At 57.5% G+C, this 22,863-nt stretch carries 18 protein-coding genes and 1 riboswitch; of the genes, 14 read left to right on the top strand and 4 right to left on the bottom strand.

All coding sequences use genetic code 11. The annotated features are described in order from the left end of the window. Positions 1 to 56 precede the first annotated feature (56 nt). The gene (locus ACUIAG_RS03690; RefSeq protein ID WP_445340220.1) at positions 57 to 2,699 is read left to right on the top strand and encodes an ATP-dependent Clp protease ATP-binding subunit; all 2,643 of its coding nucleotides are present in this window, start codon (positions 57 to 59) and stop codon (positions 2,697 to 2,699) included. 183 nt (positions 2,700 to 2,882) lie between these two features. On the opposite strand, the gene iolD is transcribed toward ACUIAG_RS03690, so the two are convergent. Further along, positions 2,883 to 4,757 carry a 3D-(3,5/4)-trihydroxycyclohexane-1,2-dione acylhydrolase (decyclizing) gene (gene iolD / locus ACUIAG_RS03685; RefSeq protein WP_445340219.1) on the bottom strand — a complete coding sequence of 625 codons (1,875 nt, stop codon included), beginning with the start codon at positions 4,755 to 4,757 and terminating at the stop codon, positions 2,883 to 2,885. A gap of 255 nt (positions 4,758 to 5,012) precedes the next feature. Here iolD and ACUIAG_RS03680 point away from each other — a divergent pair, with 255 nt between their 5' ends. From ACUIAG_RS03680 to ACUIAG_RS03625, 12 genes are all read left to right on the top strand, one after another. Beyond that, entirely contained in the window at positions 5,013 to 6,473 is a 1,461-nt protein-coding gene (locus ACUIAG_RS03680; protein ID WP_313835562.1) for an NAD-dependent succinate-semialdehyde dehydrogenase, read from the top strand. A gap of 166 nt (positions 6,474 to 6,639) precedes the next feature. Then, positions 6,640 to 7,473, top strand: coding sequence for an IclR family transcriptional regulator (locus ACUIAG_RS03675; RefSeq protein ID WP_313835560.1), 834 nt, complete (start codon positions 6,640 to 6,642; stop codon positions 7,471 to 7,473). Continuing rightward, positions 7,454 to 8,254, top strand: coding sequence for an IclR family transcriptional regulator (locus tag ACUIAG_RS03670; RefSeq protein WP_313835558.1), 801 nt, complete (start codon positions 7,454 to 7,456; stop codon positions 8,252 to 8,254). Before ACUIAG_RS03675 ends, ACUIAG_RS03670 begins: the two co-directional genes overlap by 20 nt. A gap of 251 nt (positions 8,255 to 8,505) precedes the next feature. Next, a complete protein-coding gene (locus tag ACUIAG_RS03665; protein ID WP_313835557.1) occupies positions 8,506 to 9,933 on the top strand; it encodes a sugar porter family MFS transporter in 1,428 nt (475 codons plus the stop codon). Between the two features lie 68 nt (positions 9,934 to 10,001). Continuing rightward, on the top strand, positions 10,002 to 10,787 hold the full coding sequence (locus ACUIAG_RS03660; RefSeq protein ID WP_046323111.1) for a TIM barrel protein: 786 nt from the start codon (positions 10,002 to 10,004) through the stop codon (positions 10,785 to 10,787). Between the two features lie 96 nt (positions 10,788 to 10,883). Continuing rightward, positions 10,884 to 11,426: a heme-degrading domain-containing protein gene (locus ACUIAG_RS03655; RefSeq protein ID WP_313835554.1), complete on the top strand. Its 543-nt coding sequence runs from the start codon at positions 10,884 to 10,886 to the stop codon at positions 11,424 to 11,426. A gap of 68 nt (positions 11,427 to 11,494) precedes the next feature. Beyond that, a complete protein-coding gene (iolB, locus tag ACUIAG_RS03650) occupies positions 11,495 to 12,382 on the top strand; it encodes a 5-deoxy-glucuronate isomerase (protein WP_313835553.1) in 888 nt (295 codons plus the stop codon). A gap of 118 nt (positions 12,383 to 12,500) precedes the next feature. Further along, positions 12,501 to 13,553 (top strand): 3-isopropylmalate dehydrogenase, encoded by a 1,053-nt coding sequence (locus ACUIAG_RS03645; protein ID WP_445340218.1) that lies wholly within the window; start codon positions 12,501 to 12,503, stop codon positions 13,551 to 13,553. Between the two features lie 27 nt (positions 13,554 to 13,580). After that, complete coding sequence (locus ACUIAG_RS03640) at positions 13,581 to 14,450, top strand: sugar phosphate isomerase/epimerase family protein (protein ID WP_445340217.1); 870 nt, start codon at positions 13,581 to 13,583, stop codon at positions 14,448 to 14,450. Positions 14,451 to 14,526: 76 nt separating this feature from the next. Further along, the gene (locus tag ACUIAG_RS03635; RefSeq protein ID WP_445340216.1) at positions 14,527 to 15,414 is read left to right on the top strand and encodes a sugar phosphate isomerase/epimerase family protein; all 888 of its coding nucleotides are present in this window, start codon (positions 14,527 to 14,529) and stop codon (positions 15,412 to 15,414) included. Between the two features lie 30 nt (positions 15,415 to 15,444). Next, positions 15,445 to 16,344: a myo-inosose-2 dehydratase gene (iolE, locus tag ACUIAG_RS03630; RefSeq protein WP_445340215.1), complete on the top strand. Its 900-nt coding sequence runs from the start codon at positions 15,445 to 15,447 to the stop codon at positions 16,342 to 16,344. Between the two features lie 49 nt (positions 16,345 to 16,393). Continuing rightward, entirely contained in the window at positions 16,394 to 17,458 is a 1,065-nt protein-coding gene (locus ACUIAG_RS03625) for a Gfo/Idh/MocA family oxidoreductase (protein WP_445340214.1), read from the top strand. Positions 17,459 to 17,625: 167 nt separating this feature from the next. On the opposite strand, the gene ACUIAG_RS03620 is transcribed toward ACUIAG_RS03625, so the two are convergent. Beyond that, on the bottom strand, positions 17,626 to 20,058 hold the full coding sequence (locus ACUIAG_RS03620) for an energy-coupling factor transporter ATPase (RefSeq protein WP_445340213.1): 2,433 nt from the start codon (positions 20,056 to 20,058) through the stop codon (positions 17,626 to 17,628). A gap of 33 nt (positions 20,059 to 20,091) precedes the next feature. Further along, positions 20,092 to 20,718, bottom strand: coding sequence for an ECF transporter S component (locus tag ACUIAG_RS03615; protein WP_445340212.1), 627 nt, complete (start codon positions 20,716 to 20,718; stop codon positions 20,092 to 20,094). Then, positions 20,703 to 20,837, bottom strand: a riboswitch (FMN riboswitch). It overlaps the preceding gene by 16 nt. Before the next feature lie 174 nt (positions 20,838 to 21,011). Between ACUIAG_RS03615 and ACUIAG_RS03610 the strand changes: the two genes are divergently transcribed. After that, positions 21,012 to 22,052 (top strand): glycosyltransferase, encoded by a 1,041-nt coding sequence (locus ACUIAG_RS03610; protein WP_445340365.1) that lies wholly within the window; start codon positions 21,012 to 21,014, stop codon positions 22,050 to 22,052. 12 nt (positions 22,053 to 22,064) lie between these two features. Here the strand turns inward: ACUIAG_RS03610 and ACUIAG_RS03605 are convergent, their stop codons facing one another. After that, positions 22,065 to 22,838 carry a histidine phosphatase family protein gene (locus ACUIAG_RS03605; RefSeq protein WP_445340211.1) on the bottom strand — a complete coding sequence of 258 codons (774 nt, stop codon included), beginning with the start codon at positions 22,836 to 22,838 and terminating at the stop codon, positions 22,065 to 22,067. Between the last annotated feature and the right edge of the window lie 25 nt (positions 22,839 to 22,863).

Here is a 22,863-nt window from a genome sequence, read left to right as displayed (position 1 = left end):
AATAAACGTCACCGTAAATCTGTAGAGTGAATTACGGATCAAAGGGAAGGACAAGTATGTTCGAACGGTTTACCGACCGTGCGCGGCGGGTGATTGTGCTGGCGCAGGAAGAGGCCCGCACCCTGCAGCACAATTACATCGGCACCGAGCACCTCCTCCTGGGCCTGATCAGGGAGGGTGACGGTGTTGCCGCCAAGGCCCTGGCCTCCAAGGGCGTGGAACTGGATGCCACCCGCAAACAGGTTGAGGAGATGATCGGTAAGGGCAATGCGGTTCCCAATGGGCATATCCCATTCACCCCGCACGCCCGTCAGGTCCTGGAGCTGTCGCTGCGCGAAGCGCTTCAGCTGGGCCACTCTTACATTGGCACTGAGCACATTCTGCTGGGACTCATCCGCGAGGGTGAGGGTGTCGGCACCCAGGTGCTGATCAAGATGGGCGTGGATCTGGGCGATCTGCGGACCGCCACTATTGACATGATTCGCGGCAACCACGAGGGCGGCGATGCCGGCAAGGGCGATCTGGCCAATGCCGGCGGCGTTTCCAACAAGGGCGGACAGACCGGTTCGGCCATTCTGGACCAGTTCGGCAGGAACCTGACTCAGGAGGCCGCTGAAGGCAAGCTGGATCCGGTCATCGGCCGGGCCAACGAGATCGAGCGGGTCATGGTCGTCCTTTCCAGGAGGACCAAGAACAACCCCGTGCTGATCGGAGAGCCCGGTGTAGGCAAGACCGCTGTGGTCGAGGGCCTGGCGCAGAAGATTCATGAGGGCGATGTTCCCGAGACCCTCAAGGGCAAGCAGGTCTACTCGCTGGATCTTGGTTCCATGGTGGCCGGTTCACGCTACCGGGGCGACTTCGAGGAGCGCCTGAAGAAGGTGCTCAAGGAGATCAAGACCCGCGGCGACATCATCCTCTTCATCGATGAGATTCACACCATCGTCGGCGCAGGTTCGGCTGACGGGGCCCTAGGCGCCTCTGACATGCTCAAGCCCCTGCTGGCCCGCGGCGAGCTGCAGACCATCGGAGCGACCACCACCGACGAGTACCGCAAGTACATCGAGAAGGATGCGGCCCTGGAGCGGCGCTTCCAGCCGATCCAGGTCTCCGAGCCCACCATCGCCCAGACCATCGAGATCCTCAAGGGTCTGCGTGGCCGTTATGAGCATCACCACCATGTCACTATCACTGACAAGGCCCTGCAGTCGGCGGCTGAGCTCTCTGCGCGCTACATCCAGGACAGGAACCTGCCTGACAAGGCTATCGATCTGATCGATGAGGCCGGCGCACGCCTGCGCATCAAGCGGCTGACCGCCCCGCCGGAGCTCAAGGAGCTGGATGCCAAGGTGGATCGCATCTCCGCCCAGAAGGATCAGGCCATCAAGGACCAGGACTTCGAGAAGGCCGCTCAGCTGCGCGACAGCCAGGAGAAGCTGGAGGCCGAGCGCAAGGAGAAGGAACAGGCCTGGCACGAGGGCGAGTCCGACGTCAAGATGGTTGTCGACGAGGATGTGATCGCCGAGGTGGTCTCTTCTACCACCGGCATCCCGGTCTTCAAGCTGACCCAGGCCGAATCCAAGAAACTCTTGGGCATGGAGAAGGAGCTGCACAAGCGGATCATCGGCCAGGACGAGGCCGTCTCCGCCCTGTCCCGCTCCATCCGCCGCACCCGTGTGGGTCTCAAGGATCCCAAGCGTCCCGCAGGTTCCTTCATCTTCGCCGGCCCCACCGGCGTGGGCAAGACCGAGCTGGCCAAGGCTCTGGCCCAGTTCCTCTTTGACGATGAGAATGCCCTGATCCGGGTGGATATGTCCGAGTTCTCGGAGAAGTACTCCACCTCTCGTCTCTTCGGCGCCCCTCCGGGGTACGTGGGCTACGAAGAGGGCGGCGAGCTGACCGAGAAGGTCAGGCGCAAGCCGTTCTCTGTAGTCCTCTTCGACGAGATCGAGAAGGCTCACCCGGACATCTTCAACACCCTTCTGCAGGTGCTGGACGACGGCCATCTGACCGATGGGCAGGGTCGCATGGTGGACTTCAAGAACACCATCATCATCCTGACCACCAACCTGGGAACCCGCGACATCGCCAAGGCGGCCAATACCGGCTTCAACGTGAGCGGCAACACCGAAACCTCCTATCAGCGGATGAAGGACCAGGTGACCAGTGAGCTCAAGCAGCAGTTCAGGCCCGAGTTCCTGAACCGTCTGGATGACATCATCGTCTTCCAGCAGCTGACCGAGCCCCAGGTCCGTCAGATCGTCGATCTGGACATCGCTCAGCTCAACGATCGTCTCTTTGAGCGCCACATGTCCCTGGATCTGACTGACAAGGCCAAGGACCTGCTGGCCGAAAAGGGCTTCGATCCGCTCCTGGGTGCCCGGCCTCTGCGCCGCGTCATCCAGCGGGACATCGAGGATGCGGTCTCCGAGAAGATCCTCATGGGCGACCTTACGGACAACGAGTCCGTCCAGGTCGATGCCGAAGGCGAGGGCATCCTGGGCGAGTTCACCTTCACTGGCAAGCCCTTCGAAGGACCCCGTCATGCGGCCAGCTCGGCTGATGGGCAGGACCAGAAGTCTGAACTGGTCGGAGTGCAGGTGTCTGCTGCTCCGGATGCTGACCTTTCCGAGGATGCCTCCCAGGTAGAGCGGGCAGAGCATCCCCTGGGCGATGAGCCATCAGAAGGTTCAGCTGAGTAAGCAGATCTGAATCGTCTCTGGAGATGTTCAGCGGCGAATCAAGGTTCAAACCACAGTGATGGGGTGGGAACACAAGCCGTGTTCCCACCCCATCACTGTTATTGTCGGGCTCTCCCGGTTCAATCCTGACATCCTGCAGGCTCTGCTGTGGCAGCAGGGCCTGGTCAGGGATGAGAGAAAAGTTTACAGGTAGAGCCTCTGCTCCTTGGTGCGTACCTCCTCATAAGTCTGGTGGGCCTGCTTGCTGGAATCTATATGGGCCACCTGGGGTGTCGCTACATCCCACCAGGCCTGGGAGGAGTCGTCACGGACAACAGGGTCTACAGTCACGTAGATGGCGGCTATGGTCTCGCCGTCGACGGCCTTCTTGACTGCATCTTTGAGTTCCTCAGCATTGGTGGGGCTATAGGTGGGTACACCATACCCCTCCAGTATCTTCGGAAAATCGATGGGCAGGTAGTGGTCCTTGTCCTCCAGTCCCTGCTCATTCTTCATGTAGAAGCGGGTTTCGAATCCCTGTGATCCGACCTGATGGGAGAGAGTGTTGATGGAACCGAATCCGTGATTGTCGACCAGGATGATGATGATTTTTTCATGTTCCTGGATGGCAGTGAGCACATCCTGGTGGTACATGAGGAAGGAGGCGTCCCCGATGAAGGTGAAGATCTCCCGATCCGGTGCCGCCATACGCATTCCCAGGCCAGCTGGTATTTCGTAGCCCATGCAGGAGTACCCGTATTCGACGGAATAGCCTAGGGGGGATCCTGGTCGCCAGAGCTTTTGCAGGTCACTGGGCATGGATCCGGCGGCGTTGACCACCACATCCTGAGGCTTGGCAAAACTGTTGACAATGCCGATCACCTCCTTTTGACCGAGCTTGTCCTCTCCGGGAATATGCTGCGTCTGCCGAACAACTTCCGCCCTTGCTTCATCTGCAGCCTCTTCTGCCTGCCTGCGGTAGTCAGAAGGTACTTGCCAGTCTTTCAAGGCCCGTCCCAGTTCACGAATTGCCTCCCTGGCATCCCCGACAACCGCGATGGCTGCTTCCTTGTTGGCATCAAAAGAGGCTACGTTGATATTGACAAAGCGTACCGAGGGATCCTGGAACATGGTATTCGAGGCTGAAGTAAAGTCGGTGTACCTGGTTCCGATGCCGATGATCAGGTCGGCCTGGCGTGCTAGCTGATTGGCGTATTTGAGTCCGATGGAGCCGAGAGGTCCGACATTCAAGGGATGTTCATAGGCTACGGCGCCCTTGGCTGCCTGAGTGCTGCCCACTGGGATGCCGGTGCGCTCAATGAAGTCGGTCAGTTCCTGGCTGGCTGAAGAGTAGACTGTACCGCCGCCGGCAATAATGAAGGGACGTTTACTGGCCCGTATGGCTTCGGCGGCTGCAGCCAAAGCGTCCGCATCCGCCCGGGTCCGGCTGATCCTCCAAGTGCGTTCCTTGAAGAGGGAAGTGGGGAAGTCGTAGGCTTCGGCCTGAACATCCTGGGGCAGGCAGAGGGTTACCGCCCCTGTCTTGGCCGGGTCTGTCAGCGTTTCCATGGCTGCCAAGAGCGCTGCCGGAAGCTGTTCAGGGCGGTTGATCCTGTCCCAGTAGCGACTGACGGGGCGCAGGGCATCGTTGCCGGAGATGTCATAGGAGCGCTCATCCTCAATCTGTTGCAGGACTGAACCGGCACGACGGGTAGAGAAAATATCGCTGGGCAGCAGGAGGACGGGAAGATGATTAACCGTTGCCGTGCCAGCAGCGGTCACTAGGTTGGCGGCTCCTGGACCAATGGAGGTGGTCACAGCCATGGCCCCCATGCGGTTTTTGAGTCGTGCATAGCCCACAGCTATGTGGCCCATGCCTTGTTCATTGCGCCCTTGGATGAAGCGCATTCGTTCTTTCTCCTCTAAAAAGGCCTGCCCAACGCCGCCGACATTGCCATGTCCCATGATGCCCAGGGCGCCTCCGAAGAAGGTGTTGGTCTGTCCGTCTCGAGTGACTTGTTGGGCCTCTAAGAACCGCACAATGGCCTGTCCGACCGTCAATCGTATCGTTGATACCATTTCGATGTATCCCTCGCTTTCGTATATACATACCCTCAAGTAGCCTCCGGCTCATGTCTACAGGCGTCCTTGCCCTGCCTGCCTTCTGCCTGGGACCTGAATGGGTCATTGTCTCAGATCAAATACTACTGACTACATATGCAAAAAATATCATTAAATGGACAAAATGTCTAAAATTTAGTATGTTGAAAGTGCTTATCCGCGCAGAGGAATATTTTTGCTGCAAAGAAGCGGTGAAAGGGAGGAATAGACGGTATGTGGAAATACAAGGTTGAGTCAGTGCTTCCCCAGTCAGGAAAGAGTTTGTTCATCGATGGACAGTGGAGGGCTGCCGACAGTGGCAAGGTATTTACTGTAGAAAACCCTGCCGATGGCTCTACGCTCTACCAGGCATCAGACGGGGACAAGCAGGAGGCGCTGGCTGCTTTGGACAGTGCTGACCGGGCCCAAGAGTCTTGGGGCCAGTCAACGCCGGAAGAGCGAAGGAACATTCTGCAAACAGCCTATGAGGCCCTGATGGACAATAAGGAGATTTTTGCAGAGCTGATGACCCGGGAAATGGGCAAGAGTTTCAAGCAGGCGCTGGGGGAGGTGGACTACGGTGGCGGCTTCCTCAAGTGGTTCTCAGAGGAGGCCATGCGTGAATATGGCAGGACTTTCCACCTGCCAGACGGCCGCAAGGGTCTGGTCACCCATGATCCGGTGGGCCCCTGCTACCTGATCACCCCCTGGAATTTCCCGCTAGCTATGGGAACCAGGAAGATTGGACCAGCCCTGGCTGCCGGCGATACCGTGGTGGTCAAGCCCGCCGAGCTGACCCCTCTTACCACGTTGGCGCTAGTGGAGATTCTTCGACAGGCAGGAGTGCCTAAGGGTGTGGTCAATGTCATCACAACCTCCCATTCCTCCCACATTTCAGATGCTCTCTTTGCCGACCAGCGGTTGCGTAAGGTGAGCTTTACGGGTTCCACCCCTGTGGGTGTCAAGCTGATGAAGCAGGCGGCCGACAATGTGCTGCGGACCTCCATGGAGTTGGGTGGCAACGCTCCCTTTGTGGTCTTCGATGATGCCGACATCGACGCGGCTGTCGACGGGGTCATGCTGGCCAAATTCCGCAACTATGGGGAGGCCTGCACCTCAGCCAACAGGATTCTGGTCCAGAACGGGGTTGCCGATGAGTTTGTGGCTAAGGTGAAGGAACGTATTGAGGCCTTGGTCGTGGGTGACGGCATGGATGAGGCAACCGATATCGGCCCCCTGATTGACGTCAAGGCCGTAGAGCGCATTGGCAGCCTGGTCGATGAGGCAGTCAGCCAAGGGGCGGAACTGATTGTCGGCGGTCACAGGGATGAGCATGGAGAACGCTATTTCCAGCCGACGCTCCTGGACCGGGTTCCCCGTCAAGCTCGGGTCTATGCCGAGGAAATCTTTGGGCCCGTCCTGGCGGTGAGCCGTTTTGGCAGTGACGAGGAAGGTATCCGGGCTGCTAACGACACGCCTTACGGGCTGGCGGCATATGCCTACACCAGTTCAATCAAGCGCAGTGAACTCATGCAGCGCCGTAGTGAGTCCGGTGTCCTGGCCATAAATTCCGGCGTGCTATCCGATGCCACGGTTCCCTTTGGAGGGGTCAAGCAATCAGGTGTTGGCAGAGAAGGTGGAGCCGAAGGCATCTTTGAATATATGACTACCAAGTACACCCTGCTGGTGCCCTGATGTTCTAAGCCTTTCGACCTGCGCAAACTCGAGAGGTGGAGGGGGGCAGCACCCCCTACTTTTGGATCTGGCGGCAGTGGGCTCTGCTGCTGCGCCATTAGACTGCTGACACCATATAATATGCACTGGGCATGAATGGCTGATCAAGGACAAGAAGGAGGGTGCCATGAGGCAGGGTACCGGATCTGACTCAGTGCATAGCGTTGGCACCCTGACCAAGGCCAAGGCAGTCCTGGATGCCTTGGAAGAGCTTGGACCCTCCGGTATCAATGAGATCAGCACGTATGTGCATGAACCTGCCAGCTCCACCTACCGCCTGCTGTCCAATCTTGTGACCTTGGGCTGGGTGGATCATGGCCTGCATCGCGGCGAATACCGATTGGGCATCGCCTGTGTGCGCATTGGAGGCCGTATTGAGGCAAGGCTGGATGTGCAAAGCATCGCCAGGCATGTCTTTAAGAGGCAGGAGGGCTCAAACGGCAGCTGGAGCCTTTTCGTTCGTCACTATGTGCGCTCGGTCTGTGTGCAGATGACCTTCCTGGGGCAGAGTCGATTGCGCTCGCCTCAAATTGGCTACTCGTTGCCGATCAGCCTGGGTGCCCCTTCAGACGTGCTCATGGCCTTTTTGGATCAAGCGCGCTTTGAGCGCCTGATCGAGCACTATCGCTACAACGCTGACCTGGGTGGGCTGCTGTCCACCTTCCGGGAACGCTCGGTGCAGATGGCTGAAAAGGTCGTCCAACGAGGATATGCCTACGATGTTGATCAGACAGTGCCGGGGGCGCTCACCCTGGCTGCCCCCATCTTCGATCACTCTGGTCAGATAAGGGCAGCGGCCTGTTATAGTGGGCTGTCTCGATCCAGCAAGGCTCTGGTTGAGTCAGGTGCCGATTTGTGCGAGGTGACCCGCCTGCTCCAGGCTGCCAGGCAGATATCACAGGGATTAGGCTACGTGGCTGATGGCGAAGAGGGAAGATCCGATGGTAAGAAAGAGCAGTAAGGCCAGCAATCGGGAGCCGACCGGAGCCCTTTCCAAGGCTGGAAAGATCATTGACGTCCTGGCTGACAACAACGGCATCGGGCCTGCGGAAGTGGCGGCTGCCTCTGGCATCCCCCGTTCTTCCGCCTATAGGATTCTGGATGGACTGGTTCAAGTCGGTCTGGTCAAGGCCAACCAGGATGATACCTATTCCCTGAGTTTGAGCTGGCTCAATCTCTCTGATGTGGCGCGCAGTTCCTTGACTGAATGGCCCAATGCCAATGAACTCTTGGCTGAGGTGACAACTCATACTGGGCAGACGACTTTCCTGACCGCCATCAGTGGTTTCGAAACCGTCTGTGTGGAATGCGCACAGGGGCCCAGCATTGATGCGCTGATCCTGCGGCCGGGTGGTACCTTGCCCTTCTTCGCCGGTGCCGCAGGCCGGGTTTGTCTGGCCTACTCCGATGAGCAGATCCAGTATGACTACCTGAAACAGGCGCCCTTTGCGGGCTATAACGAGAACTCATTGGTCACCGCTAGCGCCCTGCGCACGGATATCAAGCAGATTCAGGAGAGAGGATTTGCCATTTCCAACGAGGACATCACCATCGGTGTGGCCTCGATTGGTGTCCCTATCTTTTCCCAACAGGATGGCAGGGTGGTCGGAGCCTTGTCGACTGGAGGATTCGTGGACGCGATGATGCCGCGCTGCGAAGAACTGGCAGGACAGCTCACGGCCTATGTAGACCGTCTGGGATCAGGTCAGCTTTCGGGAACCTCATCCCATTTTTATGTCTGATGTCCAGTCCTGACGGGGCAGCGGAACAAGAAGGTCCGATCGGGCTGCTGACCGTCAATTGCAGGGATAAAATCACTTTCAGTCAGCTCATTATTCAGGTAATATTCCCGATTTATGGATAGTTTTCTGAAAAAACATCAGTTATTTGCCCTTTTGATTTTCTTTTTTGCAGTTTATTTCGTATACTGAACATGTTGACCGTAATTTGATAACGGTGTCAAATTTGGTGTTAATGGGAAGCAGGAATAAACATGGGATCATTTCAAGAGGCCTCCCAAGACATGGATGTCGAAGCCTTGGCCCGCAACCGCAAACGCTATGTCACCATGATGGTCGTGGTGGGAATTTTCGGCGGGGGACTGTATGGCTATACGCTAACCTTCCTGTCTGGGGCGCTCGTAACGATGAATTTTGACGGGTCCAATAATCAGCTCAGCGCTTGGAATCAGAGCATCATCACTGCGGTCATGCTCCTAGGTTGTGCTGTTGGTTCCTTCTGTGGCGGCAACTTGGCAGACCGCTTGGGGCGCAAGCGACTGATCCTTTATGGGGCTCTTCTCGCTCTGGTCGGGGCGCTAATGTGTGCTCTGGCGACCAACATCGCCTTCTTTGCCTTCTCCCGGATGATCGTAGGCTTTGCAGTGGGGACGACCTCCTGTGTGATCCCCATATATCTTGGTGAGATGGCGCCATCCGCGCAGCGTGGCCGACTGGTTTCGGTCAATTCGGTCATGATCAATATTTCCCAGCTGCTCGCCTCGCTGGTCAACGCTGTCCTGGCAGTCAAGGCAGACTGGCATGCCATGGTTTGGGCGGCTGTGGTTCCAGCGGTCCTGCTGGTCATAACGGCCATTTTTGTCCATGAAACACCAAGCTTCCTTGCCAGGCATGGTATGGAAACCGAGGCAGTCAAGCTCCTGCTGGAAACTCGTCCAAAGTCCGAGGCGGAGGAGACTTTCACCTCCTTCCAAGCGGCGGAAAAGAATGAGACGAAGGGGACCAAGGAGAATTTCTCTACCCCCTGGCTGCGTAGGGTCTTGATCGCAGGAGTTGGTGCAGCCCTGATAAACCAGCTGGTCGGATCCAACGCCATCAACTTCTTCGCTCCTACCATGTTCTCTTCCACATTGGGCATCGACCCCGATAACTCGATTATCGCCATGGTTCCGGTCATGATTGTTTCGTCTGTTGCTGCCGTCATCGGTGGCCTCGGCTTTATCGACAAGATAAACCGCCGCACTGCACTGATGGTCGGCCTGGGCGGGGTCTCTGTCTTCCTGGCCCTGGTGGGGGTCTGCTATCTCTTTATCGACCCCAACCATCCCTCCACCAGTATGTCCTGGCTCCTCATCGGTCTGGTCATGTTTGATCTCGCCTTCGCCCAGGGCATGGTCTCGCCGGTGACCTGGCTGCTCATTGCTGAGGTATTCCCGGCAAAGGTCCGCGGTAAGGGCGTGGGGTATGCCAATGTGGCCATGAATGCAGCAAACTTTATCATCTCCCTCCTCTTCCTTCCCCTGCTCAACGCGGTCGGGGGAGCGGTCACCTTCTTCATTTTCGCACTCATCAATGTAGGAGCCGTCTTCTTTACCAAGGCCTTCATTCCGGAGACCAGGGGGAAGAGCCTGGAGCAGATTGAACAGGAGGCGAGGGCCCGCACTGCAAAATCGGAAGCCTGAACAGGAACTCTGAATGAACGGGACTGCCTGCCGGCAGGTGGGCGGTCATAAGGAAAGGAAATAGTACGATGGCACACAATCAATTGACGATTTGCGCTGAAATGGTCTATCTGGATCTTCCTATCGAGGAGAGAATCAAGCGGATTGACCAGATGGGCTTCGGAGTGGATATCTGGACCCACTACAGTCATGATCTGAACAAGCTGAAGGCTACCGGGGTGCCCATCAACTGTGCTCAGGGCTACGTGCATGGCAACCTTGCCTATCCTGATGACAGCGAAGAGATGCTGCGGACCGCCAAAGAGATCCTGCCGGAATTGAAGGATCTTGGCATCGACAAGCTTGTAATCCACGGTGCTGAGTTGGTCGATGGCAAGGCAGCCAAGTGGATTGACCGGGTCACTCCCGATATGTGGCTCAACGCCTATGACACCCTGTCGAGGTTCGCCGAGCTGGGCCAGGAGAATCAGGTGACCTACCTGCTGGAAAATCTCAACTCGAGGGTTGACCATCCGCATGTCCCCTTCTGCCATAGCTATGAAACGCTGACCCTGGTCAAGCGTGTCGACAGCCCCAACCTCAAACTGATGCTGGACCTCTACCATGCCCAGGAGGATGATGGCCATCTCATTGAGACCGTCAAGGAGGCCAACACCTATATCGGTGAGCTCCAGGCGGCCGATGTCCCTGGCCGGTGCGAGCCGGGCACCGGGGAGGTGCGCTGGGAACAGGTGGCGGCAGCCGTCAATGAGACTGATTTCACTGGCCCAATCGGGATGGAGGGGTATGCGTCGGGCGACAGCGATAAGGCCCTCCAAGCCTTTGGGCAGGCCTTCGCCCAGTGCAGGGGATGAGGCCTCATAAGTAGTAGGTCCCGCATTGCACGGTAAGAATTCTCGTAATTCCAATAAGCATTGGAATGTAACTCAGATGAATACAAAGGAGTAATAATGAAACAGATTTCAGTTGATGCCGTAGTGAAAAGGTATAACGAGTACAAGGCAATATTCGATGCCAACGAGGGCAAGCTTGCCGAGCGTAAACAGTTTATCGAGTCTCAGGAGAAGGAACTGCGATTCAGCGACTTTAGCGTGGATGATGCCTGGGAGGTAGGCAGCGCCATCTACGCTGCAGCCCACCGCCTGCAGTTGCCGGTCGCCATCGATATACGCTTGGGCAGGCAACGGGCTTTTCACGCGGCCATTCCAGGGGCTGCAGAAGACAACGATGCCTGGGCTGAGCGCAAGGGCAATGTGGTGCTTGCTTACGGCCATGCCTCACTCTATGTGGGCACTGACTTCCAGCAGAAGGAGGAGGACTTCGACCTGACCTCCCGGAGGAATACTCACGACTTTGCGGCTCATGGCGGAGCCTTCCCGTTGCTTTTGCCTAGTGGTCTGGTGTTTGGGGTTACAGCCGTCTCCGGGTTGCCCTCGATCTATGACCACTCCCTGGTCACGGCTACCTTGAAGGAGTTCGTCTCAGCCCAATAGAACCAAGCAGGCCGGGCACGAGCCAAGCACACAGCCGATATAGGCGAAAAGACAATGGAGGGATGAATATGACACGATGGGTATACCCCAAGGGAAGTGCATCACAGGGAGACTGGGAAGTTTCTCTGGGTGTGCAGGACAGCCAGGCGGTACCGGGCTGGCAATATGCGGGTCTGCAGGTTGCTAGGCTGAACCAGGGGGAGCAGGTGAGTCTGCCTGCCGGAGCCTGGGAACGTATGGTGGTGCCCTTGAGCGGTTCCTATGATGTGACCTCTCCCAGGGGTACCTATCACCTTCGTGGTCGTCATGACGTGTTTAGCACCCCCACAGATACGGTCTATATCGGCTGTGACAGCCCCTTGGCCATTCGAGCAGTCCAGGCTGGCCGGGTGGCGGTTGCCACGGCGCCTGCCACAACCCATTTCCCGGACCAGCTTGTTCCAGCGCAGGATGTCGACGTCGCCCTGCGCGGCAATGGGCCTATCTCCCGCGAGGCCAGGAACTTTGGAATGATGGATAATATCCAGGCCGAACGCCTTCTGGTCTGTGAAGTCATCACCCCGAGCGGGTCCTGGTCCTCCTACCCGGTGCATAAGCATGATCAGGCCGGTCCGGATGAGACTGCTTTGGAGGAAATATACTACTTCGACATGCAGCCCCTGCCGGGGGCTCCAGAGGGGGTGAGGCCCTTTGGCTATCAGGGTGCGTCTGCCTCGGACGAGAGGCCACTTGATATTCTCACTCAGATACAGCCGGGTGACACGGTCTTGATACCGTACGGCTGGCACGGCCCCTCCATTGCAGCCCCTGGCTTCGACCTCTACTATCTCAATGTCATGGCGGGAGGTGGAGAGCGTGACTGGAAGGTCACCATTGACCCCGGGCAGAACTGGATCTACCAAGCCGTAGAATCAGTCCCTCTTGACCCTCGTCTCCCAATGGAGGGACAAAAATAAATTCTGAGAATATCAATCTGATATTCGGAATACTATCGTAGAATTATTAGGAATTCTCACAATTTACTCATAAATATTGATTACGTACATTAGAAAATGATAATGGTAGGTTAAGCATATGGCAGACAGTGACGTAGGGAAGATAATCAATATAGCGGTTATCCCGGGAGACGGCATCGGCAGGGAGGTTACCCCGCAGACCCAGGCGGTCATGGGCAAAGCCGTCGGCGACCAGGTAAGGCTGAACTACGTGGACTATGACCTGGGGGCTGAGCGATATCTGCGTGACGGCACCCTGCTCAATGATGAGGATCTGGAATCCATCGGGCAGCAGGATGCCATCCTCCTAGGGGCTGTGGGCGACCCTCGAGTCCGTTCGGGGATTCTGGAGCGAGGTCTCTTGCTCAAACTCAGGTTCAGCTTTGACCAGGCTGTCAATCTAAGACCGACCAAACTTTATCCAGGTGTAAGCTCGCCGCTGAAGAATCCAGGACAGATCGACTTCGCTGTGGTCAGGGAAGGGACTGAAGGCCTTTACTCGGGAATGGGAGGGTACGTTCGTCGGGGCACTGACCAGGCCATTGCTACCGAGACCTCCCTCAACACGGCTTTCGGCGTCGAGCGGGCGGTACGTTATGCCTTTGATTTAGCGCGTAAGCGTGGGAGCAAGCGCAATGTGACCATGGTCAACAAGACCAATGTCCTGCCCCATGCCGGTGCCCTCTGGCTCGACATCATGGATAAGGTGGCGCAGGATTACCCCGATGTGACCTGGGACTATCTGCATGCGGACGCCTGCACAATCTTTCTGGTGACGGATCCTTCGCGATTCGACGTCATCGTTACCGACAACCTCTTTGGCGACGTGCTCACCGATGAGGCGGGCGCCGTGGTTGGCGGCATTGGATACTCGGCCTCAGCCAATATCAACGTCACTGACGAGCACCCCTCGATGTTCGAGCCCATTCACGGTTCAGCGCCTGACATCGCCGGCAAGGGGATCGCCAATCCGACAGCCTCGATCCTGTCTGGAGCCATGCTGCTGGAGCACTTCGGGTATGACCAGGCTGCTGAACGCATCCAGCGGGCCGTGGAAGAAGACGTTGCTGCCAATGCAAGCAGGTCAAGGTCCACGCAAGAAGTTGCTCAGGATATTATCGCCCGCCTGTAAGCGGGCAAAAGGAAGAAGCTGATACTTATGAAGATTGCACTTGACCCCACCCCCTTCTATTACGACTACAAACTGCTGGAACTGCCGCAGGCTGTGGCTGATGCAGGCTACCGGTACATGCAGTTGGCCCCGCATGATGACTTCCTGCCCTTCTACACCCACCCCAAGGCTGATGACGAACTGGTCCACGATCTGGCCAAGGCCTGCAAGAACGCCGGCGTCGAACTGGTATCCCTGCTGCCCGTCTACCGGACCTCATGGCCGGACGAGCGGGAACGTCAGTGGGCTGTGCGGAATTGGAAGCGGGCAATCGAGATTGCGGCCATCTTGGGCATCCATACCATCAACAGCGAGTTCAGCGGCATCCCCGAGCGCTATGAGGAGTCGGAGGCCGGCTTCTACTCGACCATGGAGGAGATCCTGCCCTTGCTTGAGCGGGAGGGGATTGTGATCAACTTTGACCCTCATCCATATGACTTTGTGGAAAATGGCATGGATGCGCATCGCGTACTGCGCGGGCTCAACTCAGACCTGGTCGGTTCCGTCTACGTGTCCTCGCACACCTTCCACTACGGGAACGCAGTGCACGAGATCACCAAGGCGGAATCTACCAGGCTGCGTTCGGTCTATATTTCCGATGCCTATGATCACAACCGTTCACACGGCCTGCGCTACATCTCCAATCCTCCAGGGACCAACGCACGGGTCCACCAGCATCTGAAGGTGGGGGACGGGGATGTGAATTTCCAGGACCTCTTCCAGGCACTGAAGACCAATGGTTTCCTGGACAGGGAGGATTCCCTGATCGTCTCCAACGTCTTCGCCGAGGATGAGACCGCCCATGATACTTCCGTCTACCAACGTCAGACCATCGAACAATTAATCAAGGAAGCGTAGGTTTCCAGAACTTCAATGGAAGCCTCACGGTTGCAGGAAAAGCCTGCGCCGAGCCACCACAACAAAGGAGTCAATGATGGCACGATTATCAATGAACGTAACTACCACCTTCTACGGCAATGTCTATGATGACATACGCTTTGCCAAGGAGGCCGGCTTCGACGGCATAGAGATGCAGAGCCCAAAGCTCTACCGTTTTCTTGATCAGGGCTATACCGCCAAGGATGCAGCTGAAATCCTGGATGGTTTTCCGGTCAGCGGACTGGGGGCTATTCAGGCAATCACTAGGAGGACTGAAGAAGACCGGGCAGAGTACCTTAAAGAGGTTGAAAGGATGTGCCAGATAGCCCAGGTCATCGGTGCTCCAGCCGTCCAAATGTGCGCGGATCCAGTGGATTGGAACGTGGTCATAGATTACAATGCCGGCAAGCTGGCTGCAGACGATCCGCGTTGGCGTGGCCCCCTAGGTTTAAGCGAGCAGGAGGCCATTGATGTAACAGCGCACAATGTTCAGCTGGCCTGTGACATCGCCAAGCAGTACGGGCTGGGCATCTACCTGGAGCCTCTCTGCTGGGCTCCAATCAGCCGGTGCTCTCAGTTGCTGCAAATTGTTGATAAGGTCAACCGGGACAACTTGGGCATCACCGTGGATACCTGGCACTTCTGGACTGCCGGTGACACGCTGGAGGATGTAGCCAGGATACCGCCGGAGATCATCACCGCTGTCCATGTCTCTGACGGGTTGGAAATCGACAGGGGCCGGGAGGTCCCCAACCAGGATGTGCATCGCAATGTGGTCAACGGTGGCGGTTGCATCCCCCTGCAGGAGTGGATTGATGCAATCAAGGCCACAGGCTATGACGGCTGGTATTGCTCCGAGATGTTTTCCGACAGGGCCAACGAGCATGAAATGGGCATGGTGGCCCAGACCATGAAAAACCTGCTGACCATCATGATCAAGTAGCTTCAGGCAGACGAATGATTGGGTGAAATGATGACAAACAAGAATACGGCAATTCGCGTGGGCATGGCTCCGATCAGTTGGACCAATGACGACATGCCCGAGCTGGGTGGCGAAACCCCCTATCAGCAGATCTTGAGCGAAGTCGCTCTGGCCGGGTTTGAAGGCACTGAAATTGGCAACAAGTACCCCAAGGATCCCAAGGTTTTGAAGGAGCAGCTTCAGATGCGGGGGATCAGCATTGCCAGTGCCTGGTTCAGCGCCTATCTGACTACGCAAACCTGGGAGGAGAACGAGCGGAGTTTCATCGCCTTCCGCGACTATCTCCACGCCTTGGGTGCAAAGATGATCAATGTAGCTGAACAGGGCAATACCATTCAGGGCCAAATGCATACACCGATCTTCGAAGGCAAGCCTGAATATACCAGCCAGCAATGGGATCAACTGACCCGTGGCCTTGACCGATTCGGAGATCTGGCCCATGACGTCGGCATGGAGATTTCCTACCACCACCATATGGGCACGGGTGTGCAGACCACTAGTGAGATTGACCGCCTGATGGAAGGGACTGACCCTGACAAGGTGAAGCTTCTGGTCGACGTGGGCCACCTGCTCTTTTCGGGGGAGGATCCGGTTGACATCGTGAAGCGCTATGCTTCAAGGGTCGGGCACGTCCACCTGAAGGATATTCGGCCCGATGTCCTCCAGCGTGTCAAGGACGAGAAGCTGAGTTTCCTCCAGGCCATCCTGGAGGGTGTGTTCACCGTGCCAGGGGATGGGAATACCGACTTTAAGAAGGTTCTCCAGCCCCTGCTTGATGGGGGTTACCAGGGGTGGTTCATGGTAGAGGCCGAGCAGGACCCGGCCAAGGCTGACCCGCTGAAGAGCGCCCTTACTGCACGTCGGTACTTGAGAGAGCATCTCGGTGTATAAGTCCCCTCTGCCGTCTGACAACCGTGGAAGGGTGCGGAAGGAATAAATCATGGTGCAAGAGCAAAATCACAATCTCAAGATTGCCCTTATAGGCTTTGGCTTTGTGGGGCGGGTCTTTCACGCCAACATGATTGATCAGACCGAGGGGCTGGAACTGTCGGCTGTAGTAACACATAACGAGCGAGCTACAGCCCAGGTTCACCAGCTCTACCCGCGGGCTCGGGTCTATGACAGTAACGAGAATTTTTTCAAGGATATTGATCGTTACGATGCGGTCAGCATAGGCACCCCTGATGATACTCATCTGGAGTTTGCCACCCGGGTCATGCAGGCCGGCAAGCCTGTAGTCATTGACAAGCCGGTGGCCGGTTCCAGCCAGGAGGCGAACAAGATCCTTGAGGTGGCTCAGGTTACCGGTACACCTGCGGCGGCCTTTCAGAATCGACGCTATGATGCAGAAATTCTGACAGCCAGCAAGTACCTGAAGGAATTGGACCTGGGCCGTATCATACGTGTCGAATCCAGGTACGGATCTTTCCGCCCCAGTGTGGAAACGGGCTGGCGCGAGCAGAAGACGCATGACCAGCCCAGGGGAGCGCTCTTTGACCTTGGCGCTCACATTCTGGATCAGGTCGTGCAGCTCTTTGGCCCGGTCATCTCGATTTATGGTGAAGTGTCCACCCAAAGAGAAAATGCAGTCGTGCCTGATGATTTCTTCATTGCTGCTACCCATCAGCAGGGCATTATCTCGCATATTGTCGGTGGTCTTGTACAATCCACACGGCAACCCCGACTGACTGTTCAGGGAACACTGGGGTCCTTGCAGATCAACGATCAGGACCCTGAGGAAGACCAGCTCAAGGCAGGCATGCGGATTGATGATCCGCACTTCGGTGTCATGTCTGACCCCACTGCCTGCTATATCGACAGGGAGGGTGAGGAGCATATACTCCCGGCCGTTCGGGGCTGGCAGCCGGCATTCTATGAGGGCTGGCGCGACTTCCTCCAGGGCAAGGCCGACAATCCGGTTCCCCTGGCTGACAGCGTTCATGTTCTGGAACTCTTAGACCAGGCCATGCTCTCCAGCCAGGAGAGGAGGATCATCCAGGATTGAGGTAGATGCATTCAACACTTGCCCTTGGGCTTACTGATAACAGGTTAGGTCCCCGCTGATCGCATAGATGGCAGATCAGCGGGGACCCAATCTGGTCGGTAGCAAAATTGTCTGCTTGGCAGAGTCAGGAACAACGGCATGTGCTTCTGCTCGCGAGTACGAACTGCTCAGAATAGGGGATGCAGCAGCAGGGCCAGCAGATAGAGGGCCATAAGAGCGATGAACAGGATGTCCATCCTGCCAAGCTGCAGCAGGCGGTAGTGGGTGCGCTCTTGACGGCTGCCCTCATAGCATCGGGCATCCAGGGCTCGACTCAAGTTGTCAGCGTGGCGCAGGGCTCCGGCGAAGACGGGAACCGTGATAGCCATGGCCGCATGCAGACGTTGCGAGAGCGAGCCGGACTCGATGGATCCGCCACGGGCTGCCTGGGCTTCCACGATGGCCTGAACCTCACGTCCTAGGGTAGGGATGAAGCGCAGAGCCAGTGAAAGGACCAGGGCGATTTCATTGGTGTGGATGCCCAGCCTGGACAGTGGGCTCAGCAGGGATTCACAAGCATCGGTCATCTGTGTCGGGGTGGTGGTCTCCACCAGGAGCGCCCCCAGAAAGATGATCAGCATGAAGCGGCAGGCATAGAGTACAGCCACCCAAATGCCGCCGGTGGTCAGCACGAATGGACCCCAGGCAGCCAGTCTGCGGCCGGTCTGAGTGACCAAGAGATTGAACAGGGCCAGCAGAAGCATGAGGGCCAGAAAGCCCTTGACTGATTTCATAATGGAATGCAGTGGTGCCCGGGCGGCGGCAAAGAGGCCTACAGTGACCACCAGCGCCAGAACAAGCTGCGCAGGCGTGGAAATGGCGAAAGCGGTGAACATGGCTAGGAGGAAGGTCACCAGCTTGGCTCGCGGGTCCAGCCTCGCCAGCAATGATAAGGGTTTCTGGTCGGCTTGGGTGCGATCCGCTTTCCTGCCTGAAGTTTCTTTGCCAGCAGCCTCCTTCTTCGCTGCATCTGTGGCGAGCAGCTGATGGTAGCGCTCCACGACTTCGGCAGTAGGCCCATAGGCTAGCGTTTCTCCATGCTCCAGGAGCAGGGTCTGGTCGGCCAGATCCAGGGCCTCGCGATCGGCGTGGGTGCTCATGACGATGGTGACGCCGCGCTGATGGAGCACTCGAAGCAGTGCCATAATTCGTGCGCAGGCCTGGGGGTCGAGACTGGCGGTGACCTCGTCCAAAACCAGCAGTTGCGGGCTGCAGGCTACGACGCCGGCGATGGCCACCAGGCGCCGCTGACCCCCCGAGAGCTCGAAGGGTGAGCGGTCGGCCAGATCACTGATGCCCAGAAGCTTCATGGCATCATCCACCCGCTGCTGCACCTGCTCGGGTCCATAGCCCAGGTTGTGTGGACCATAGGCGATGTCCTGACTAACAGTATCCGCAAAAAGCTGATGTTCGGGGTATTGCATGACATAGCCGACCCTTTGGCGCAGAAGCTTCAGATTCTGGCGTCGCAGATGCTTGGCCTTGGGCCGGTCGGGTCCGGCCAGGGGCAGGCCGGCCACCTGGATGGATCCACTGTCGGGATCTGCCAGGGCACAGATGAGCCTGGCCAGAGTTGACTTGCCGGATCCGTTGCGCCCGATAATGGCTAGGGTCTGTCCTCCAGCGAGCTCCAGATTCACCTGGCTGAGGGCTTTGCTGCCTGCGTCGGGAAAGCTGTAAGAGACATCCGAGAACTTGACCATGGGGATAGCGTGGTCATCGACTGCGGTCTTTGTGCCCGTATCCGATGCCCTGCTTTGGGTCAGCGAATTCTGGTCAGGTTCGCCAACAAGGGCAGGCAGATCCTGCCTGGTCAGAATCTGATCAGGTCTTCCGGAGGCCACGATGCGCCCATGGTCAAGTACCAGGACCCGATCAGCCTGTCCGGCTTGCTCGAGCAGATGGGTGATATGGACGACAGCTGTGCCCTGGGCTGTTAGCCGGCAGAGGATTGATTGAATCTCCTGTCGGCCGGCCGCATCGAGCATGGCACCTGGCTCGTCCAGCACCATCATGCCTGGATTCATGGCCAGGCTGCCGGCCAGGGCCAGTCGTTGCTGCTGTCCGCCCGACATGCGGGTGGGATCATCATTCATCCGCGTCTGCAAGTCGACCTGTTCCAGGGCCGCTGGCACGCAGGAGAGCATCTTCTGGCGGGGCAGGCCCAGATTCTCGGGTCCGAAAGCCGCATCGTCCTGGACGACGGTGGTCACGATCTGGTCCTCAGGGTTCTGAAAGACCATACCGATGCTCCGCCGTGCCTGCCGGTAAGCCTCAGCGTCGATCTGGCGGCCCTGATCCTGGGTGTCGGAGCAGACCGCTCGGCCCATAAGCTCGACCTGGCCGTGGTCAGGTGCCGTCGCGCCCGAGAGAATGCTTCCCAGCGTGGATTTGCCGGAGCCATTCGCTCCCAGGATGCACAGATGTTCGCCTGCATGCACTTCCATGGACAGGTGGTCCAAGGCCCAGGTCTCGCCTCCGTCATAGGAGAAGGAGACATGGCTGAGCCGGGCGACCGTTGTCTTCGAATCCGCTGAATCCAAGACAGCGGATTGGGTCATGGGTGCTGCCATGGCGTTCCGAACCGCCGAGGCCTACTTGTTGATCAGTGTGGAGATGGGCTTGTAGATCAGGAAGGTGACCACGCCGTGGATGGCGAACTTCATCAGGTTGAAGGGCAGGAGGATGGGCACGATCATGGCTACCACCTTGGCCATGGACATGTGCGCGTAGAAGGGGGTGATCACCACGTTGCACAGGATGGCTGCGATCACGGCCAGAATGGCGCCGGAGACGATTCCGATGACCGCTCCCTTACGGCTGTGCATCCTGCGGTAGACCAAGGCTGCCGGCACGCTGAGCGCCAGGGCCACGATCATCGAAATCAGAGCGCCGAAGGGGTTGGTGAACAGGTGCGGGACGAATCCCAGTATGGAGATAATGGCGGCAGCCGCCGGGCCGAAGGCGAAGCCGCATGCCAGGACGACGATGCCAGAGGGGTCGTATTTGAGCCAGGGAGCGGCAGGAAAGATCGGGAAGGAGAAGAAGCTCAGAACCATGGCCAGGGCTACGAAGAGCGCGTAAACCGCGATCCGCTTGGTCGACCAGCGTCCTGAACCGCCTGCACCTGTGGAATGGACATCGTTGAAGCGCGTGTCCTTGTTTGCAGTGGTATGTGAATGAGAATTGGGCATGCTCATAGAGGGCCTCGTTTCTTCCATCCGGACTGTAACCGTTGGCTTCGGACTTTGACCGATATCCACCGCTTGCGCGGGTCGCGGGCTCCCGGCATTCAGCCGGATACCGCCAGTAAGGACTTTCACCTTCCCTGAAACTGACGATTTCAATATAGCTGTGGTCCTTGGAATGGTCAATTCCCTCTTGCTGCTGGTGCATTTCTAGACACGCCAGGAAGGCAATACAACCGCCTTTCATGCAACCATTGCAGCCTGCACAACGAATGTGAGGTTGTCGAAAGTTCACAATGCTGCAAGGAGGCTGGAGCATGGCGAGGATGAGCGACCATCTGCTGCCTGTGAAAAAGAACCAGGCGGCTATGGTCGTCGTAACCTATAAGCGTCAGGAATTGCTGACAGGCCTGTTCGACTCCATCCTCCGGCTCACCCAGGCCCCATGGCGGATCGTGGTGGTGGATAACGAGAATTCGGCAGACACGCGAACCATGGTCGAGCAGTTCTCAGAACGTGTGACAGGACGTTGGGGCAGGACCATCATCGACGGCTCCGGCAATCAGGATCGTGTCGTTTATCTGCCACAGGATCACAATGGCGGTGGCGCGGGAGGCTTCTCCGCTGGCGTGCGCAAGGCATACGAGCTGGGGGCCAAGTGGTTCTGGGTCATGGATGATGACGTTGCAGTAGAGCCCGAAGGACTTGACCTGCTGGCTAAGTGGAGTGAACGCTATCAGGTGGTGCAGGGTTCCCGGCTGGATTATGATGGCGGCCCCTTCTATTGGCAGTATCATTTTCTTACCGCCTTGGGCATTCCAGACCCGATAGCACCAGGGGAGTTCGGCCCATCGGGCTGTCGTCCCATGAACACCATGTGCTTTGAAGGAGGGTTCTTCTCCCGGCAGGTTGTGGAGCAAATCGGTCTGCCTGACCCGCGCTTCTTTATCTATTGGGATGACACCATCTATGGGTATTTGGCATCCAAGGTCACACAGCCTGTGGTCGTATCCGATGTAGTCATGCGTCGGACTCGCAACATCGCCAACTGGAACATTGCCGGGGTGCGCCAGCTCAATTCCACCTCGGATATGAATCGCTACCACATCATGCGCAACCGAGGTTTTATGGCCAGGTATTTCATGGTCCATGGGGACTATCGGCCTCTGGCTTTCGCCCTGGGGACCCTGGCAACAGCTCTCAAGGAAATCATCCGCCTTCTGGCTGTTGATCGCAGTCACATCATGACTGGTATCCCTGCCATCCTGAAGGGATGGGTGGATTCGCGCCAGATATTGCACGATCCCGACTGGAGGCCCATGGAGCCCCTCAAGGGCCAACCAGCCAGGGAAATACAGGGCGCCTGAAAGTTTTGCCTGCTACTTTTCCTGACTTCCTGCCTGGAAGTACTCCATGGAACCGATAGGCCCTGCCAGATGGAAACCGCCATCCTCGTAGACGACCTTGGTGACTGCGGTGTTGTCCATATCAGGGATGGGGCAGTGGTCATCGATGGCCACCAGGAACTGTTGCAGGCACATGCCCGAGGAGACCACCAGGACAGGCCCGCCACCTTCTTCGATGGCAGACTGGGCGATGCGCGTCAGCACCGCGATCATCCTGCTGCGGACCTGGGCGGTGGTCTCAGCCCGATCCTGTTCCTCAAGTCCGGCGGAAAGGACGTCCTGGGCATCCAGCCGATGGAAGGTGTCCTGCATATGGACGGAGATGTTCCTGCCGTAGGTTGCCTTGGCCGTAACGAAGTCCTTAAAACCCATGGCGGCGCAGACCTGGTCCAGGGTGGTGCGCTCGTCCCGGCCCTCGAAACTGCCGAAATTGTCCTCACGCAGGTCGGGATCCACGCCCACCGGTAGGTCCCCGTTGCCGGACATGTCGAGGGCCAGGCGGGCCGTTTCATACTGGCGGCTCAGATTGCCGCTCCAGGCTGCCCGGAAGCGAATGGACCGCAGACCCCGACCGAACTGGCGCACGTCCTCGCGGCCTTGCCGGGTGAGAGGGAAATCGGACCAGCCCTGCATCAGATGCATGACATTGGCCGTCGTTCTTCCGTGACGGGTAAGGTAAAGGGTTGTCGAACCAGCTTCAGTGCTTGGTTCGGTGGTGGGCTGAGATGATGATGCTCCATTGTTCATAGTTCATCACCCTACACGGTCCCCT

The sequence above is a fragment of the Bifidobacterium sp. ESL0825 genome (genome assembly GCF_052606465.1).
Note: the sequence above shows the minus strand (reverse complement) of the source record. Positions and strands in the feature narration are given on the sequence as shown.